The 16,363-nt window shown below is 44.8% G+C and carries 17 protein-coding genes and 2 tRNA genes; 3 read left to right on the forward strand and 16 right to left on the reverse strand.

Translation table 11 applies throughout. The features are described from left to right. Nucleotides 1-54: 54 nt before the first annotated feature. From WSWS_RS04025 to WSWS_RS04045, 5 genes are all read right to left on the reverse strand, one after another. Nucleotides 55-726 carry a YigZ family protein gene (locus WSWS_RS04025; RefSeq protein WP_070230075.1) on the reverse strand — a complete coding sequence of 224 codons (672 nt, stop codon included), beginning with the start codon at nucleotides 724-726 and terminating at the stop codon, nucleotides 55-57. 76 nt (nucleotides 727-802) lie between these two features. Beyond that, the gene (gene rnjA, locus WSWS_RS04030; protein WP_070230076.1) at nucleotides 803-2,482 is read right to left on the reverse strand and encodes a ribonuclease J1; all 1,680 of its coding nucleotides are present in this window, start codon (nucleotides 2,480-2,482) and stop codon (nucleotides 803-805) included. A gap of 12 nt (nucleotides 2,483-2,494) precedes the next feature. Further along, nucleotides 2,495-2,734, reverse strand: a complete 240-nt coding sequence (locus tag WSWS_RS04035; protein ID WP_070230077.1) for a DNA-directed RNA polymerase subunit epsilon — start codon at nucleotides 2,732-2,734, stop codon at nucleotides 2,495-2,497. A gap of 183 nt (nucleotides 2,735-2,917) precedes the next feature. After that, nucleotides 2,918-2,989 (reverse strand) — tRNA-Gly (locus WSWS_RS04040). A 32-nt stretch (nucleotides 2,990-3,021) separates the two neighbouring features. Further along, nucleotides 3,022-3,093: transfer RNA gene (locus tag WSWS_RS04045), tRNA-Gly, on the reverse strand. 120 nt (nucleotides 3,094-3,213) lie between these two features. Here WSWS_RS04045 and WSWS_RS04050 point away from each other — a divergent pair. Next, a complete protein-coding gene (locus WSWS_RS04050; RefSeq protein WP_070230078.1) occupies nucleotides 3,214-4,047 on the forward strand; it encodes an aldo/keto reductase in 834 nt (277 codons plus the stop codon). Nucleotides 4,048-4,104: 57 nt separating this feature from the next. Here the strand turns inward: WSWS_RS04050 and WSWS_RS04055 are convergent, their stop codons facing one another. Together WSWS_RS04055 and WSWS_RS04060 are read right to left on the reverse strand one after the other, a co-directional pair. After that, nucleotides 4,105-4,329, reverse strand: a complete 225-nt coding sequence (locus WSWS_RS04055) for a YneF family protein (protein WP_070230079.1) — start codon at nucleotides 4,327-4,329, stop codon at nucleotides 4,105-4,107. A 170-nt stretch (nucleotides 4,330-4,499) separates the two neighbouring features. Then, nucleotides 4,500-4,754 (reverse strand): DUF896 domain-containing protein, encoded by a 255-nt coding sequence (locus WSWS_RS04060; protein ID WP_070230080.1) that lies wholly within the window; start codon nucleotides 4,752-4,754, stop codon nucleotides 4,500-4,502. Nucleotides 4,755-4,902: 148 nt separating this feature from the next. On the opposite strand from WSWS_RS04060, the gene lexA reads away from it, so the two are divergent. Continuing rightward, complete coding sequence (gene lexA / locus WSWS_RS04065) at nucleotides 4,903-5,523, forward strand: transcriptional repressor LexA (protein WP_070230081.1); 621 nt, start codon at nucleotides 4,903-4,905, stop codon at nucleotides 5,521-5,523. A 38-nt stretch (nucleotides 5,524-5,561) separates the two neighbouring features. On the opposite strand, the gene WSWS_RS04070 is transcribed toward lexA, so the two are convergent. From WSWS_RS04070 to WSWS_RS04085, 4 genes are all read right to left on the reverse strand, one after another. Next, a complete protein-coding gene (locus tag WSWS_RS04070; RefSeq protein WP_070230082.1) occupies nucleotides 5,562-6,203 on the reverse strand; it encodes a hypothetical protein in 642 nt (213 codons plus the stop codon). A gap of 61 nt (nucleotides 6,204-6,264) precedes the next feature. Next, nucleotides 6,265-7,500 carry a peptidase T gene (gene pepT, locus WSWS_RS04075; RefSeq protein WP_070230083.1) on the reverse strand — a complete coding sequence of 412 codons (1,236 nt, stop codon included), beginning with the start codon at nucleotides 7,498-7,500 and terminating at the stop codon, nucleotides 6,265-6,267. 15 nt (nucleotides 7,501-7,515) lie between these two features. Beyond that, a complete protein-coding gene (locus tag WSWS_RS04080) occupies nucleotides 7,516-8,316 on the reverse strand; it encodes a Nif3-like dinuclear metal center hexameric protein (protein ID WP_070230084.1) in 801 nt (266 codons plus the stop codon). Continuing rightward, nucleotides 8,313-9,002, reverse strand: coding sequence for a tRNA (adenine(22)-N(1))-methyltransferase (locus WSWS_RS04085; RefSeq protein WP_070230085.1), 690 nt, complete (start codon nucleotides 9,000-9,002; stop codon nucleotides 8,313-8,315). The genes WSWS_RS04080 and WSWS_RS04085 overlap by 4 nt, the downstream gene beginning before the upstream one ends. 177 nt (nucleotides 9,003-9,179) lie before the next feature. Here WSWS_RS04085 and WSWS_RS04090 point away from each other — a divergent pair, with 177 nt between their 5' ends. Beyond that, complete coding sequence (locus tag WSWS_RS04090) at nucleotides 9,180-10,130, forward strand: diacylglycerol/lipid kinase family protein (RefSeq protein ID WP_070230086.1); 951 nt, start codon at nucleotides 9,180-9,182, stop codon at nucleotides 10,128-10,130. Nucleotides 10,131-10,216: 86 nt separating this feature from the next. Here WSWS_RS04090 and WSWS_RS04095 read toward each other — a convergent pair whose 3' ends face one another. The 5 genes from WSWS_RS04095 to WSWS_RS04115 form a co-directional block, all read right to left on the reverse strand. Continuing rightward, the gene (locus WSWS_RS04095) at nucleotides 10,217-12,076 is read right to left on the reverse strand and encodes an ABC transporter substrate-binding protein (protein WP_070230087.1); all 1,860 of its coding nucleotides are present in this window, start codon (nucleotides 12,074-12,076) and stop codon (nucleotides 10,217-10,219) included. 307 nt (nucleotides 12,077-12,383) lie between these two features. Then, complete coding sequence (locus WSWS_RS04100; protein ID WP_070230088.1) at nucleotides 12,384-13,280, reverse strand: ABC transporter permease; 897 nt, start codon at nucleotides 13,278-13,280, stop codon at nucleotides 12,384-12,386. A 10-nt stretch (nucleotides 13,281-13,290) separates the two neighbouring features. Continuing rightward, nucleotides 13,291-14,256 carry an ABC transporter permease gene (locus WSWS_RS04105; protein WP_070230089.1) on the reverse strand — a complete coding sequence of 322 codons (966 nt, stop codon included), beginning with the start codon at nucleotides 14,254-14,256 and terminating at the stop codon, nucleotides 13,291-13,293. Between the two features lie 3 nt (nucleotides 14,257-14,259). Next, entirely contained in the window at nucleotides 14,260-15,255 is a 996-nt protein-coding gene (locus tag WSWS_RS04110) for an ATP-binding cassette domain-containing protein (RefSeq protein WP_070230090.1), read from the reverse strand. Beyond that, nucleotides 15,252-16,265 carry an ABC transporter ATP-binding protein gene (locus WSWS_RS04115; RefSeq protein WP_070230091.1) on the reverse strand — a complete coding sequence of 338 codons (1,014 nt, stop codon included), beginning with the start codon at nucleotides 16,263-16,265 and terminating at the stop codon, nucleotides 15,252-15,254. The genes WSWS_RS04110 and WSWS_RS04115 overlap by 4 nt, the downstream gene beginning before the upstream one ends. Nucleotides 16,266-16,363 lie beyond the last annotated feature (98 nt).

A 16,363-nucleotide genomic window follows, 5' to 3' on the forward strand; every position in this document is an offset into this window, starting at 1 on the left:
ACAGAAAAACGCCCGGTTTTATGTAACCGCGCGTTTTTCTGTGTACTGACATCCTTATTTCAAAGATGATGTTTTTGCCGTAACGGCCTTATCGTATGGTATTTCAAATAGATTGACCGCGCCAACTTCGACGGTCACCTTCCCCTGTAGATGATCCGTCACAGCCTGTACAAAGTCCGCAACAAGTTCCGTGTTCACAGGTACCGTTAGGGTTACTCCAGTCGCATATTCAGTATCTAAAATCGAGTACGCTTGACTTTCCAACCAATACTTAAGGGGTTCATATTGGGCATACTCGATTGTTAACGTCAGTTGGCGCCGTTCAATCCGTTGTACCAAGCCCACAGTTGCCACTGCACTCGCCATCGTCCCAGCGTAGGCTCTAATCAAGCCACCAGCGCCCAACTTGATGCCCCCAAAATAACGCGTTTGTACGGCGACAACGTCATGAATACCGTTGTTTTTCAATACCTCTAACATTGGTACCCCAGCCGTACCAGCCGGTTCGCCGTCATCAGAATAACGTTGAATTTCATCACGATCACCTAGTAAATAGGTCCAGACATTATGGTTTGCCTTGCGATTGGCTTGACTAATACGTTCGATAAACGCTTTGGCCGCTGCCTTATCTGTGACGCGCATTAAGCTGACAATAAATCGTGACTTTTTAATCACTTGCTCATACGTATACTCAGATTGGGCAATTGTAATATAAGGTGCTGTCATCAAACTTACCTACCTTAACTAACATCGTAAAATGGGAGGAGATGCTAACATCCCCTCCCAATTAACTTCAATCTAATTAAATCATAATAAACATTGGCAAAATCAATGGTCGCCGCTTAGTTTGTTCGTACAAGAAACGTTGCAAACGTGAAATAACGGCATTACGAATTGAATGCTCCGTTGCACCTGGTTCGTGCATCGCAGTGAGCAACGCATGGAAAATTTCCTTACGTCCTTCGTTGATCAATTCTTCAGATTCACGCATATAGATAAAGCCACGTGACAAGATATCCGGACCAGCCGTGATTTCTTGGCTCTTCAAATCAATTGTAGCCACGACGACGACCAAGCCATCCTGTGATAGCATTTGACGATCACGTAGGACGGCAGTGCCGATATCACCGATACCGTTACCATCGACATACGTGTCTTCAGCTGGGATGTGGTCTGCCAAGCGAGCTGAATCAGCCGTTAAAGCCAACACATCTCCATTATCTAAGACGAAGATATTCTCTTCAGGAACACCAACTTGCTCACCTAGACCAGCATGGACTTTCAACATCCGATACTCACCATGGACTGGCATGAAGTACTTCGGTTTCATCAAAGACAACATCAACTTCTGCTCTTCTTGACCACCGTGACCAGAGGTGTGAATGTTATTCACTTTACCATGAATCACATCCGCCCCGGCCTCTTCTAATTCGTTGATCACGCGGTTAACTGACTGCGTGTTACCAGGAATGGGTGAAGAGGAGAAGATGACTGTGTCCCCAGGCTTAATCGAGATTTGCTTATGTGTCCCATTCGCAATACGGGCCAATGCCGCCATGGGTTCACCTTGTGATCCGGTAGACAGAATTAACACTTCATTGTCTGGCAGGCGATTGATTTCGCGGGCATCAACGAGCATATCCTCAGGAATATCAAGGTAGCCTAAGGCACGACCATTTGTGACCGCGTTGTCCATTGAACGACCGAAGACCGAAATTTTGCGACCATGTGCGATCGCAGCTTCAGTGGCCATTTGGACACGCGACATGTTTGAGGCGAAGGTCGCAAAAATAATCCGGCCATCAATTTCATCAAACAATTTGTCAATCGTCTTACCGACCCATTTTTCTGACTTGGAGAATTCATCACGTTCAGCATTGGTTGAGTCAGACATTAATAGTAAGACCCCTTCAGAACCAATCCGTGCCATCTTTTGCAAGTTTGGTGGCTGCTTAGTGGTTGGCGTGAGATCAAACTTAAAATCACCCGTCTCCACGATCACACCAGCTGGTGTCGTGATGGACATCCCAAAAGTATCAGGAATGGAGTGTGTTGTTCGGAAGAACTCCACTGACATGTGGTCGAATTTAATGACATCATCTTCTGACAATTCATGTAATTCAACCTTACCAAGTAAGTGATGTTCGTCCAATTTGTTTCTAATTAACGCTAAGGCGAGTGGTCCTGCATAAACAGGAACGTTCACAGCATTTAAGAAAAAGTGAATGGCACCGATGTGATCTTCGTGCCCGTGGGTAATCAATAACGCCTTCACTTTGTCACGATTTGCAATGAGGTATGAGTAATCAGGAATGACATAATCAATCCCAAGTAACTCATCTTCTGGGAACTTAACACCGGCGTCAATGACGATAATTTCGTCTTGCACTTGAATCGCATACGTATTCTTACCGATTTCGCCCATACCACCCAAAGCAAATACCGCTGTCTCGTCTGAACGTATATCCAGATTTGTTGACATTCAAATACCGCCTTAGTCTTCTTTGGCAGCTGCCAATTCGGCAACCGTCACAACTTTGAAATTAACACCTTGTTGTTCATAGGCCAAAGCCTTGTCTGACAACGCCTCGATCAGTTCGATGTTGTGGCTGGTGTTTTCTTCAACGATCATCCGAGCTTCAGGCATGTTCGCTGCATCAATGTACAATGAACGTGTGTCTTCACGCTTAGGGTTACGTTTCTTTGTCTCTTGGTAATAAACCTTAAAAATCATGAGATAAATCTCTCCTAAATATAAATTTTCTGTTAGCTAATTAGTCGACGACTAACTAGATCGAACTTTCTTGTTCCGAACATTCTTATTATATAGTGTATCAGAAAATGCAAGACTATTCCATATTTCGTATTCTTTTACGCACGAAAAAACGACATTATCAGTTAATAATGTCGTCAGATAAGCGGACGACGGGAATCGAACCCGCATTCCCAGCTTGGAAGGCTGGAGCACTAGCCATTGTACTACATCCGCATATTAAGTTGATACCTTGTCTAACCAGACAAAGCGGACGACGGGAATCGAACCCGCATTCCCAGCTTGGAAGGCTGGAGCACTAGCCATTGTACTACATCCGCATATCCACGACTTCTCGCAAACAACAATATTCATAATAAAATGTTTTGCAACGGATGTCAACACTTTCCCGCTATTTCAATTAAGCGTATGATGTAGATAACAGATTAGGAGGTTTGATTATGTACGTTTATACCTTTAACAACAGTACCGATCAAGTACCAGCCGTTGGGTTTGGTACCTGGAGTCTCAAGGGGGATGCCGGGATCGCAGCCATCAAGCAGGCCCTCACCAATGGCTACACCTATCTAGACGGTGCCTTTAACTATGATAACGAAGCCACTGTGGGCGAGGCGATTCGGCAGTCCGGTAAAGCCCGCGATGAATTGATCATTGCTTCTAAATTGCCTGGTCGCTATCAACATTACCAGGCCGCTTTGGATACCATTCAAGAATCCCTCCTCCGTTTGAACTTAGAATTTTTTGATGTTTATCTGATCCATTGGCCAAATCCTAAACAAGATCTTTACGTTGAAGCTTGGCAGGCCCTAATTGAAGCTAAAAAGCGGGGTTGGGTTAAGCACATTGGGGTGTCAAACTTTACACCGGCCCATATTGATCGCTTGATTGCCGAAACCGGCGTGACCCCTGAAATCAATCAAGTTGAGCTCCACCCATACTTTAACCAAGAAGGAACGTTGGTCTATGATCGTGAGCATAAAATCATCACCCAAGCCTGGAGCCCATTGGGCCGAGGCAGTGAAATTTTGAACGATCCTGTGTTGACGTCCATTGCAAAGGCACATGCCAGATCAGTTGGTCAAGTGATTCTACGTTGGGATCTACAACGTGGCGTGATGGCACTACCAAAGTCAACTAATGCCGCTCGTCAACGCGAAAATTTGGCGATTTTAGATTTTGAATTAACTGGGGATGAAGTCCAAATGATTAACTCTCTCTCTCGGGTTGATGGACGTTTACAGAACCAAGATCCAGATATTTATGAAGAATTTTAAGGTAGCTACAAAAAACACCACCCGTCAGTGATGACGGATGGTGTTTTTTTAGTCGATTTATTTGTGGTTTTGTTGGGCCTTCATTTGCGCCATCATTTGGTTCAAACGCTTTTGTGAAGGCTTTTGACCCATTGAAGTCATCATTGATTTCATCATCTCTTCAGAGATAGGTGGGTTCTTCTTCAAATAACTTTCCATTGAACGACGGGCCAAAAAGAACCCAGCAATGGCACCCAAAACTGCCGCAATCACGACAATAACGATCCAAATACTTGTACTCATAATTGTTTTCTCCATGTATGGTAGCTAACTACCCATAATTTATTCATCTTATATTCTATACGAAAAATAAGTTACTGGCTATGTAATTCACAAATTCTTAATAACCAGTTATGCCAGCAGCGCGGTGCCCGCGACTAAACCTGTCATGAACTGCCCGTGCTGGATTCAAATTAATCTTCGCGGACACCCTTTTCGCGTTGCACTTGTTTAATCTTTTCAGGCGTCACTTCATTACCATCATCATCGAATACTTGTAACATTTCGACCTGTGAGCGGAAGGCTGCCCGGAAGTTGGCCAAGAATTCTTGGCGCAAATCAGCGCGTTCAGCTTCCTCTTCTTTTGTCAATCCTTCAGCCGTCTTGTCCTTTGCTGCCAATTCGTTAATCCGTGTCCGAACCGCTAAGATACGTTCACTTTCAGCCATCTTTTCACCCTCACTTCATCTTTTAATTTTACCTGATGCTTATTTTACCACGTTTAAGAAATTGTTTCTGTCCGAACATTTTGCCAGACAAACGCGCTTTAACCATGTAAAATTTGAGACAGAACTATATTTGAAAGGAGGCCTGCGCATGGCTGAACGTGGTCACACATCTGATATTATCCTTCGTTTCATCTATTCCTTTCTCCAATCCAACGGTTACCCACCCGCGATTCGTGAGATTGCGCAAGCCGCGAATTTGGCTTCACCTTCAACGGTGCACGGTCATTTGAAACGTTTAGAAAGTAAAGGCTTTTTGGTTCGCCATGATGATAAAAATCGCGCTATCGAGCTAACCGAAGCTGGATTAGCACATCTTGGCATCTACCAAGCAATCACCACAATGCCCGTTTTTGAACTGGCCACCATCAAATTTGATGACAATTCCGTACCGCAATTCCCCATTCCACCGAATTTATTACAACACCGCGGTAAACTTTTCATGATGCGTTATCATGGCAGTCATTTAAAAAATATGGGCATTTTAGATGGTGATAATATCATTGTGCGGCGTCAAGAAACCATCGATAACGGTGAAATTGCGATTGTCCGCTACCGGGCGGATGAGTACTATATCGGTCGGTATTTCCAAGAGACTGAACGCATCCGTATCACCACCGATAACGATGGCATTGCCCCAGATCTATTAGACCCGGCGTACCTCACAATTTTAGGCCGTGTCGTCGGTCTATACCGGGACTCAATTTACTAAAAAAGCACTAAGCCACAGCAAAACGGCTTAGTGCTTTTTTATGCTTGAATATCACGAACAATGTAAACCGCTGTGTATACCGGTGCTAAGACCGAACTAATGGCAAATAACTGATCGATTACCCCGATTAAAGGCAGTCCCATCGCTTGGACACCTAATCGTAAAATAGAGAACAAAATCATCAAAAGGGCTGCCAAGCGCCAGACGTTATTTAAAGCTGGATGATCTAACCGACCATATTGCAAGCCAATTTGATAAAAGGATACGGCTAACAATATGACGATGATGAGACTCACTAGTGCGCGAACCGAGATGGTTTGGTCAGCGCTGATGACACTGGCCATCGAAGTTGGTGGCCAAATCACGGCGAACACGACCCAAACTGCCCAACCGATCGTCGCTCCACGTACCGCCACCATCAATTTAGCTTCACGATGATACTGTGCCAGTAAAAAAAGCGCACTAAAAATTAAAAGGATCAATAAATTCCCCAACAAATTAACGCCCATAAAGCCTGCTTGCATTGGGGCATCACGGGCGAATAACACTTCGCGGGGATACGCAATTGGCTGGAAAAGCCGCCAGAACAACCCACCCAATAGCGGCATTAGGACAATCACAACGCCCCCGAAAATTCCGGCTAGCCACACAAATCGTTGCTGCCACCACTTTTGTTGCATGTTTCAAACTCCATTCTGCACTTGCAAATGATATGTACACAGGCATAACGCCTGTAAATGTTTATTTCCGTAGGTTCAATTCAGAGATTTTCAACAACACATCCACGGCTTGGGCCATGACGGTTGTCGAAACGTACTCAAAACGACCATGCATGTTCTCGCCACCAGCAAACAAGTTTGGTGTGGGCAAGCCCAAGAAGGTAATCTTTGAACCATCAGTTCCCCCACGTACGGGTTCGATGATTGGTTCAATCGCTAATTCCTTCATTGCCTGCTCAGCCAAATCAACTGGCGTCATATCATCCTTCAAGATTTCGCCCATGTTGTAGTATTGGTCATGCAATTCTACCGTGACGCGCTCTTCACCAAACGCTTCGTTAAACTTAGCCGCAATGTCTTGCAAAGTTTGCTTACGCTCGTTGAACTTCGCCCGATCGTGATCACGAACGATGTACCGCAATTCTGCTTCTTCTGGGTTTCCAGCGACATTGATGACATGCCAGAAACCTTCGCGTCCTTCAGTATGTTCTGGTCGGTCACTTGCAGGCAATTGTGCATGGAAGTCAAAAGCCACTTGAATAGCGTTAATCATCGTATCCTTGGCCGAACCAGGGTGCACATTTAATCCTTGAATCTTCACGCGAGCATCAGCTGCTGAGAAAGTTTCCCATTCTAATTCGCCGAGTGGGCCACCGTCCACCGTGTATGCAAAATCAGCGCCAAATTCAGCCACGTTAAAATGATCTGCCCCGATCCCAATCTCTTCATCAGGACCGAACCCAAAGACCAACTTACCGTGCTTAATTTCAGGATGGGTTAACAAGTACTCCGCTAACGTGACGATTTCAGCCACCCCTGCCTTGTCATCGGCCCCGAGCAAGGTGGTCCCATCTGTTGTAATCAAGGTATGTCCTTGATACTTCTTCAATGATGGGAACTGCGCCGTCGTCAATTTGAAGTCATCATTCAACTTGATGTCGGAAACACCATCATAATTTTCAACAAATTGTGGGTTGACGTTCTCAGCGTTGAAGTCAGCCGTATCAACGTGTGAAATAAACCCAATGGTTGGGACTTCCTCGGCCACGTTCGCCGCTAATTCGGCAAATACGTAACCATCAGCCATTGTTCGCACATTCTCCAAACCAATTGACTGCAACTCCGCAGCTAAATCAGCCAAAAAAGCGACTTCCTTGGGATCTGAAGGTACTGTTGTTGATTCCTCATTTGAACGTGTATTAACTTTGACGTACTTGACAAAGCGTTCAACCAAATTTGGATATTCTGTCTCTACCATGCTAAAAACCTTCCTCTAAAAAATATAAGTGTATGGATCTGTATTTACGGTTGACGCAAATACCCGGGTTAATGCCCAATTATTTTCAACTTGCCATCGTTGGACTAGTTCAGCCATTTTCGGCTTGGCAATGGCTTCCATATGATGATCCGGGTCGATCACGACAAAGTCATCTGCTAACACATCGTGCCCTACATGATAATACAAATCTGCCGTTACATAAGCATCGGCACCCGCGGCCAACGCGGCCGGGTACTCGCTACCACCATCGCCACCAAGCACGGCAATTGTTTGAATCGGCCGTTCTAGGTCATTGGCAATCACCCGCACCGTCGCGACATCAAAAGTTGCCCGCACTTGTTGTGCAAATTGCGCGACGGTCATTGGTGTTGCTAAGGTACCGATCCGGCCTAACCCTGTTACGCCGTCTGCATTTGGCAGAATGGGTTTCGTTTGGGTGATCCCCAATAATTCAGCTAACCAATCATTCATGCCATCAGTCGCCGCATCCAAATTGGTATGCGCGGCATAGACCACAATATCGTGCTTGATCAAATCAGCGTACATTTGATTTTGTGGCTGTGATAAATCAAGATTTTTGGCTGGCCGAAACATCACTGGATGATGGGCAAAAATAAAATCAACATGCTGTTCAATGGCTTCTGTGACCACTTCTGGGCGCACATCTAACGTGGTCATCACTGTTTTGATATCACGGTTAGGATCACCGATCTGCAAGCCAATTGGATCCCGTTCCCACGCTAACTCGCGTGGCGCATGGGCTTCGATCTTTGCAATTAATTCACTAGCTATCATGCCAACACCTCCAGAATGTGATCCCGGGCGGCCTGATACGCGTGATATGCCGGTGTCGCGGTCTTTTCCGCTGCAGCTAGCTGAGTCATGATTGTATGAATCCGATCGGCTTCTTGTTGCCAACGGGCTTGCCAAACTTCTGGTCGGCGTGCAAGATTAAACGGCCCAAATTTCAGCTGTCGGGTGGTAAACTTTGTGACTCCCGGTTCAGCAACTAGGACTTCGTAGTAATGATTGTCATCAAAGACCATCGTTTCATCAATCAAAGCGTAGCCATTATCTTGTAACCAAGTACGAACGACATCCACATCAATATTGGGTTGTAAAATCAACCGTTGATACTGTTTTCCTGGCGTATGCCCAGCTGTTAAAATCTCGGCAATCAATCGGCCACCCATGCCTGCAATCGTCACCGTATCAATCTTGTCAGCCGGCTCAATTGCTGCAAAGCCATCCCCTAAGCGCCCAATCAATGTCTCACTTAAATGTGTGCGTTCAATTTCATGTTGCACATTTTCTAACGGCCCGGCGGCCACCTCGCCAGCTACTGCAAAGGAAATTTTTCCTGTCAATAATAAATGCGCTGGTAAATAGGCGTGGTCCGAACCAATATCTGCTAAACGGGCCTGTGCGGGTACAAAAGACGCCACCAGTGCTAACCGTGGCGACAACGACATCGCGTCCATATGCATCCTCTTTTCCTAATCAATATCTAATATTTTAGCACAATATCAGAACTTCTTCCGCCTGTTATGCTTTTGCATGATGATTAACGACACCCTGTTCGTTAAATTCACGTATTAATAGTACTTATTAATTTATTTTTGCTAAAATGAATAGAATTAGCAAGCAAGGAAAGTACTATGTCTGACTATATTTTTTTAATTAACCCCTCTGCCCGATCGGGTAAAGCGACCAAGCTTTGGCCGGTTATTGAAACCTATTTAAAGGAACACCGCTGCCATTATACCTTTCGGATTAGTCAACGTTTAGGCGATATCGCCAATTGGACGGCCTGGTATGCCTTGCACGGTCTCCCTGACAACACCTATCTCGTGGTAGTTGGTGGCGATGGGACGCTTAATGAGGCACTGAACGGCATCTTACACGCTAAGCCGGCTGCCCAATTACCACTGGCATACATCCCGGCTGGTTCTGGTAATGATTTTGCCCGGGCCCATGGGTTACCTAGCACACCCCTCGCCGCGCTCGAAATGATTCTCAACACGACCGCCACGCAACCGCCCAAGTTAGTCGATATTGGGGTCTATGCCGACAGTTTGACCAAGCAACCCGCTTATTTTGTCAATAACATCGGGATCGGGTTTGACGCCCTTGCCGTATTTAACACGAACCACTCGCGTTCAAAAAAGGTGCTAAATGCCCTTGGGTTAGGCAAACTCGCTTATCTGACATCCATTGTCAAAACGCTAGTCCATCAGGTACCCTTTACTTTAGACGTCTATGTGAATGGCCAGCATACACGCGTGCATCAAGCCTATTTGCTGACTCTCTCGAATCATCCTTACTTCGGTGGCGGCGTAAAAATCCTGCCAGATGCTAACCCGACAGATGGCCTTCTCGATTTGGTCGTGATCGAAAAACAAGCTACCATGCGTCGTTTAATCTGGATTCTGGTCAAAATACTAACCGGTAACCCATACGAGCAACTACCTGAGGTTCACCGCTGGACAAATGCCAAAATCCATCTCCGCACCGACGAAATTAATTATGCCCACGCCGATGGTGAAGAACTTTGCCGGCAAGCCATTAATTTGGAATTCACGACCCAGCCATATCCCTTCTGGCTGTGATGCTCATAAAAAGACCCCGCAACAATTTGATGCGGGGTCCTTTTTGGTTTTCATCGATGAGGTGTCTCTTTGAAACTTTTATGTGATTACTTTGCTGATCGAGGGTTACCAGATGTAACTGCCTTATCAGAAGTAACAGACAACTTTGCCCAGAAGTTGTTCGTTGGTGCGGTTGTCCAGCCCTTCACACGACCGTTTACCAATTGCACATCGATATTAGTACGTGTTGGGATGGTGTAAGCTTCATCATCAACCACCAACTTTTGGAATGCCTTAACACCAGCAATCAATTCCTTGTCGGATGTTGCAGCTGACGTTTCCTTCAAGTTCTTTGTTAAAGCTTTTGAAGTAACGTGACCCAAGTTGTATGGCGCGTTGTCAGCCCACAATTGGTCAAATGTTGGTGCAGAACCTTCTGACCAACCACCATCAGTGATATCCCAGTCATTGTTGTTAGCTAACACGATTGATTGCCAAGTTGAAGGATCAACGAGCTTGTCTTGATACAACTTCACCTTGATACCAGCGGCCTTCCAAGCAGCAATGTAAGCCTTAGCTTCAGCTTCTGAAGTAGTTTTACCTGAACGAGCCAAGTATGTCAAAGTCAATTCTTTACCACTCTTAGCAAAGTAACCATTGGCATCCTTCTTGTAGCCAGCCTTCTTCAAGTACTTCGCCGCGTTCTTAACATCACCAGATGACTTGGTTTGGTAACCCTTAACTGACTTATTGTAGAACTCACTCTTAGTAATGTTCTTTGATACAAGCGTTGACGCAGGGACAACCAAGCCGTTTCCGTACTTCTTAGTGACATCACCGACGTTCATTGCATAACCAACGGCCTTACGCACGTTCTTGTTTTGCAAAGGTGTTGAACGATCTTGGACAATCTTTGAGGTCTTAGCATTTGTGTGACCCAAATTAAAGTACAATTCCCAGTAACCTGAGTCGTATTGCCCAGTTGATGCGTAACCCTTGGCATTATTGAACTTTGACAAAACAGCTGTGTTACCATCTTTCCACAAAGCTGATGGCACGGACGTCACGATATCAAACTTCTGCTTGCCCAAATCAGAAGACAACTTCGTTTGGTCTTGGTTGACGTAGTAGGTAATTGAAGCCAACTTAGCCTTCTTGCCGTAGTATTCACTGTTACGAGTGAACTTAACCGTTGAGTCTGATGAAACTGACGCTACCTTGTATGCAGCAAATGACAATGGGTGCTTTGTGACCTTTGTTGAAGTAGCCAAATCCTTTGACTTAACATCTTTCAAGTCGTGGTATGGCAAGGCATACGTTGGAATACCATCCCCCCATGCCAAAGCGGCTGGCAATGAAGTATATGAAATCGTCAACTTCTTACCATTCTCACCATCGTTGTACTTAATACCAGAGATTGAGTCAGCCTTACCATTTTGGAAATCCGTCACACCTTTAATATTTGTGTAAGCCGTTGAGAAATTGCTCGTGGCCACCTCATTAGTTGCCAAAGTCTCAAGTGAGAAGGCCACGTCACGAGCAACAACTTGCTTACCGTCTGACCACTTCAAATCCTTACGCAAAGTGATGGTAACCGTCTTCTTGTCCTTGTCGATCTTGAAATTAGCTGGCCCACCATTTTCCAAACGATTCTTTGAATCTGAATAGAAAATGGAGTTACTTGCTGGTCCCAATTGTGAAGCTGCAGCAGACCATTGGGTAAATTCAAGATATCCACCAAATGAAATGGGGCTAGAAGCAGTTCCTGGTGTGGTTACGGTCAAGCTACCGTTTTTAACTGCTGTCTTTGCATTTTTATAATCACCCTTAAATGATCCGGCACTCGCGACCTTTGCTGTAGATGAGCTATTGTTGTTTGATTGATTGGCCAAGATGGCCCATGCACCACCGGCAACGACAATCAAACCACCCACGCCATATCCGATTTTCTTTCCCGTACTTACCATAAACACTTATCCTCATCTTCTAAATCCACTACCTTAAACGTGAATTAAATTTCTAACTGTTACCAAGTTTACCAGTGGAAATTAAAAAGTCAATACTTTTTCTAATCTAATTCTTATTTAATTTGATTTTACACATTTATTAGCTATACAAGCTATTAAAAAGGCATTTTTAAAAAATCATTCATCCTTTTGAAACCGTTTCACTATGGCTCATTAAGGCATAACTTAAATAACCATCATTATTTTATGAGAACAAATATAATAAATTTAATAAAAAAGACATTCCAAACGGAACGTCTTTTTTAAATTATGAAATTGATTGGCGTTGATCGATTGCTCGGCGAACGACTTGTCCTAAGACAACAATCCCAAAGGTGATAATAATCAAAACCAAGGTAACTGGTAACCACAACCACCAGTTCGTGTAGATTGATGAGGCCGAGCTATCACTTAACACTGTCAACATTGAACCAATTGAACTCGTACCGTGCTTCAACCCAAACCCCAAGAAAGTCAACCCAGTTTCTAGACCGATCGAGCCGGCTAAGGTGAGTGCATAGTCAGAAATGATAGTTGAAGAAATGTTTGGCAAAATACCCGTGAACAAGATTTTGAACCAAGGTGTGCCTGATATCTTACCTGCTTCAACATAATCACGATTGACTTCGGACAGCGTTAACGTGCGCACCAACCGCACGTTCGCCGGCCAATTCATCAGTGACAAAATAACAATCAAGCTCCAAATGGACATCCCCTTGGCCGTTGAAAAAATAATTGCCAAAATCATCAGAATCGGCATCACTAACCAAAAATCGATAATCCGCATGGCAAGCCAATCGACCCAACCACCAAAATAACCAATCATCATCCCAAAGACCACCGAAATCAAAGTGATCAACGTGGCCACCCCGAAACCGATAATCAAGGAATTACGGGCCGCTACAATGAGCGTCAAGAGTAAGTCGGCCCCTGAGTCTGTCGTGCCCAGAATATGACCATTGGTCAATGGAGGCAGATTAGAATCCAATACACTACTCATCGTGCCAATATCACTGGGAACGAAAAGTTGCCCGATAAAAATAAACAAGAAGAGCACGATCAAGAGTATCGTGGCAATCAATCCTAAATTATCATGCTCGAGTTCACGCCAAAAGTTTTTGACAAAGCGTGACCCCAAGCGTTGTTTGTTAAATGTACTTTTCATGTCACACCCCTTACTTCACACGAATGCGTGGGTCAACCCATGCAGAAATGATATCTGACAATAACCCACCCAGCAAGGCTAAAAATCCTTGCAACAACATCAATGCTGTAATCACTGTGTAATCACGACTGGTTAAGGCTTGTACGAACAAGGCCCCAAGCCCCGGATAACCGAACACCGTTTCAGCAAAGATCGCACCACCAAGCACACCCGTAATTGAATAGCCAATCCCAGAAGCGATTGGCAAAAAGGCGTTTCGTAAGATGTGGCGCCGGAAAACATCCTTCAGATGGACACCCTTCGCCCGTGCCGTCCGCACATAATCTTGCGCCTGTTGATCAAGTAAATTAGCGCGTAAATATTGAAAAATACCATTTGTACTAAACAACGCAATCGTCAATGCTGGCAAAAATGCATACCGTAAATTACTGAAAAAGTTCGTCAAGAAAGATTGTGAATCATCAATACCCGTCCCGGAACTTGGGAAAATGGGAATCACATACACAAACAAAACCATCATGATGAAATAAAAAACAAATGAAGGGACTGCTGACGTCAAAGTATTCCAAACAACCAATGTATTATCAATCCACTTATTCTCATGACGAGCTGCCAACAGTGCTTGTGAAATCGCCAGCACATAGGTTAAGATGGCGGCAATCAGACCCATAGTCAAGGTTGGCCAAATGCGCGTACTAATAATCCGAGTTACTGTCCAACCCTTATTCACGACATATGAGGTACCTAAATCACCGTGTAAGACATTACCAACCCACTTAAAGTATTGTTGGTACCATGGTAAGTCCAGCCCAGCCGCATGCCGCATCCGTTCGATGGTCGCCGGATCCAGATTGGGATTAAGATTACCGTAGAACGGGTCACCGGGCATTAATTGAGCGATGGCAAAAATAATCACCGAGACCAAGATTAACTGGGGAATCATGATTAAGAAACGGCGGAAAACTGTTTTCCACATAGCTTAGTTCTCCTCTCTCTTCACGGCTGAAAAATGCGTCATTGAACCAGCAACCGGCGCGAGATCGTATGCCTTATCACGAGTACCATCTTTTTCGTAGTACTTCGTCTTATTGTTTTGAAACTCTTGCTCAACCGCTTTACGAATAGCGCGTTTTTCACCACGTTCGCGGACATTCAGACTCGGAATCGCTGAAAGTAAGCGTTTCGTGTAGATATGTTGCGGATTGTTAAAAATGTCGGCCGTGGTGCCGACTTCAACGAAACGACCATTGTGCATGATGGCAATATTATCAGTCATATACTTCACCACACCCAAATCATGTGAGATGAACAAAAAACTAATGCCATAATCACGCTGAATCTTTTTCATGAAATTTAAGACTTGCGCTTGCACTGATAAATCCAATGCCGACACTGGCTCATCAGCCACAATTAAACGCGGATTTGACGCTAAAGCCCGCGCCACCCCGATTCGTTGGCGTTGACCACCCGAGAATTGGAAGGGGTATTGGGTAATGGTCCGTGCTGGTAAGCCGACAATCTCCAATAACTCTAACACACGTTGGTCAATGAGCACTTGATCAAACGACCGTTCACCTTGGTAACCCGCTTCAATCTTGCCTGGTACCCCGAAGCTCTTCAAAGGTTCCGCAATGATTTCACCAATGGTCTTGCGCGGGTTCAAAGATGATTGACTATCCTGAAAAACCATTTGAACATCTTTGTTGTAGTTCAGGGCCTTCTTTTGTTTGATGGTGGTGACTTCTTTTCCTTCAAACAAAATTTTGCCACTCGTGGGATCTTCCAATCCCACCAATGACTTCCCAATGGTTGACTTGCCTGATCCTGATTCACCCACTAAGCCATATGTTTTACCGGCCTCGATGACAAAGGACACGTCATCAACCGCTTTGACATTATCCGTGATACGATTCAAAAAGCCTGAACGGATTGGATAATAGACTTGTAAATTTTCAATTCTGACTAATTCGCTCATCGTATACTATCCTCTTTCACAACATCAATAAACTCAAAACTACGCCAGGCGTTACCGCGGACAAAGTGTCCGTTACCCAAGTCTTGGAGTTCTTCATCAACGGTCGCTTCGACCGTGGCTACATCCAACCATGGCACACGCTTCAAGAACAGATCTTTGGAGTGATCCATATCCTTCAAGGCTGGTACCGTACCAGGAATGGCGTATAACTCTTCCCCTGGATTGACGTCAGATGGGTCAGCCCGCAACAATGAACGAGTATAGGGATGCTGAGGATGTTCAAACAAATCCACTGCGCTAGCCTTCTCGACGATCTGACCGGCATACATCACTGCCACGGTGTCAGCCATTTCAGCCACAACGCCTAGATCATGCGTAATTAGTAAAATACCCGCATTTTTCTTTTCTTGAATATCCTTAATCAAATCTAGGATTTGTGCTTGAATGGTGGCATCCAAGGCTGTGGTTGGCTCATCGGCAATAATCAAATCTGGTTCATTGGCTAATGCAATCGCGATCATGACACGTTGCCGCATCCCACCAGATAGTTCGTGCGGATAGGCTTCCGCAACCCGTTGTGGATTCACAATACCAACATCATCGAGTAAACGAATCACATGTTCATGCACATTTGTCTTCTTTGATTGGTGAATCGTGATCGCCTCACCAATCTGGTCACCAATTTTCATCAACGGGTTCAAACTTGACAAAGGATCCTGGAAAATCATACCTACCGTTGCCCCGCGGTAGGTATCAAAAGCCTCTTCTGACAATCCAACCAGTTCATCACCGTTTAATGTAATTGAACCGGTCACCTTTGCCTGATCACGACTATGTAGTCCCATAATACTCATCGCAAAAGTTGACTTACCCGATCCCGACTCACCTACCAAGGCTAATACCTCGCCCCGATGAATATCGAGGTTCACCTTATGCAGTGCCGTTTGGAACTCTCCCGCAATTTTAAAGGCGACAGATACATCTCGTGCAATTAACAATTCGTCGCTCATACGCAATTCATTCTCCTAATAAATTTCTAATAATTAAGATAACACTTATCATTTTGTTCTTCAAGAGTTTCTTAACCAAAAGATTGATTTCATATAAA

It is taken from the genome of Weissella soli, from assembly GCF_001761545.1.
GTDB classification, from domain to species: domain Bacteria; phylum Bacillota; class Bacilli; order Lactobacillales; family Lactobacillaceae; genus Weissella; species Weissella soli.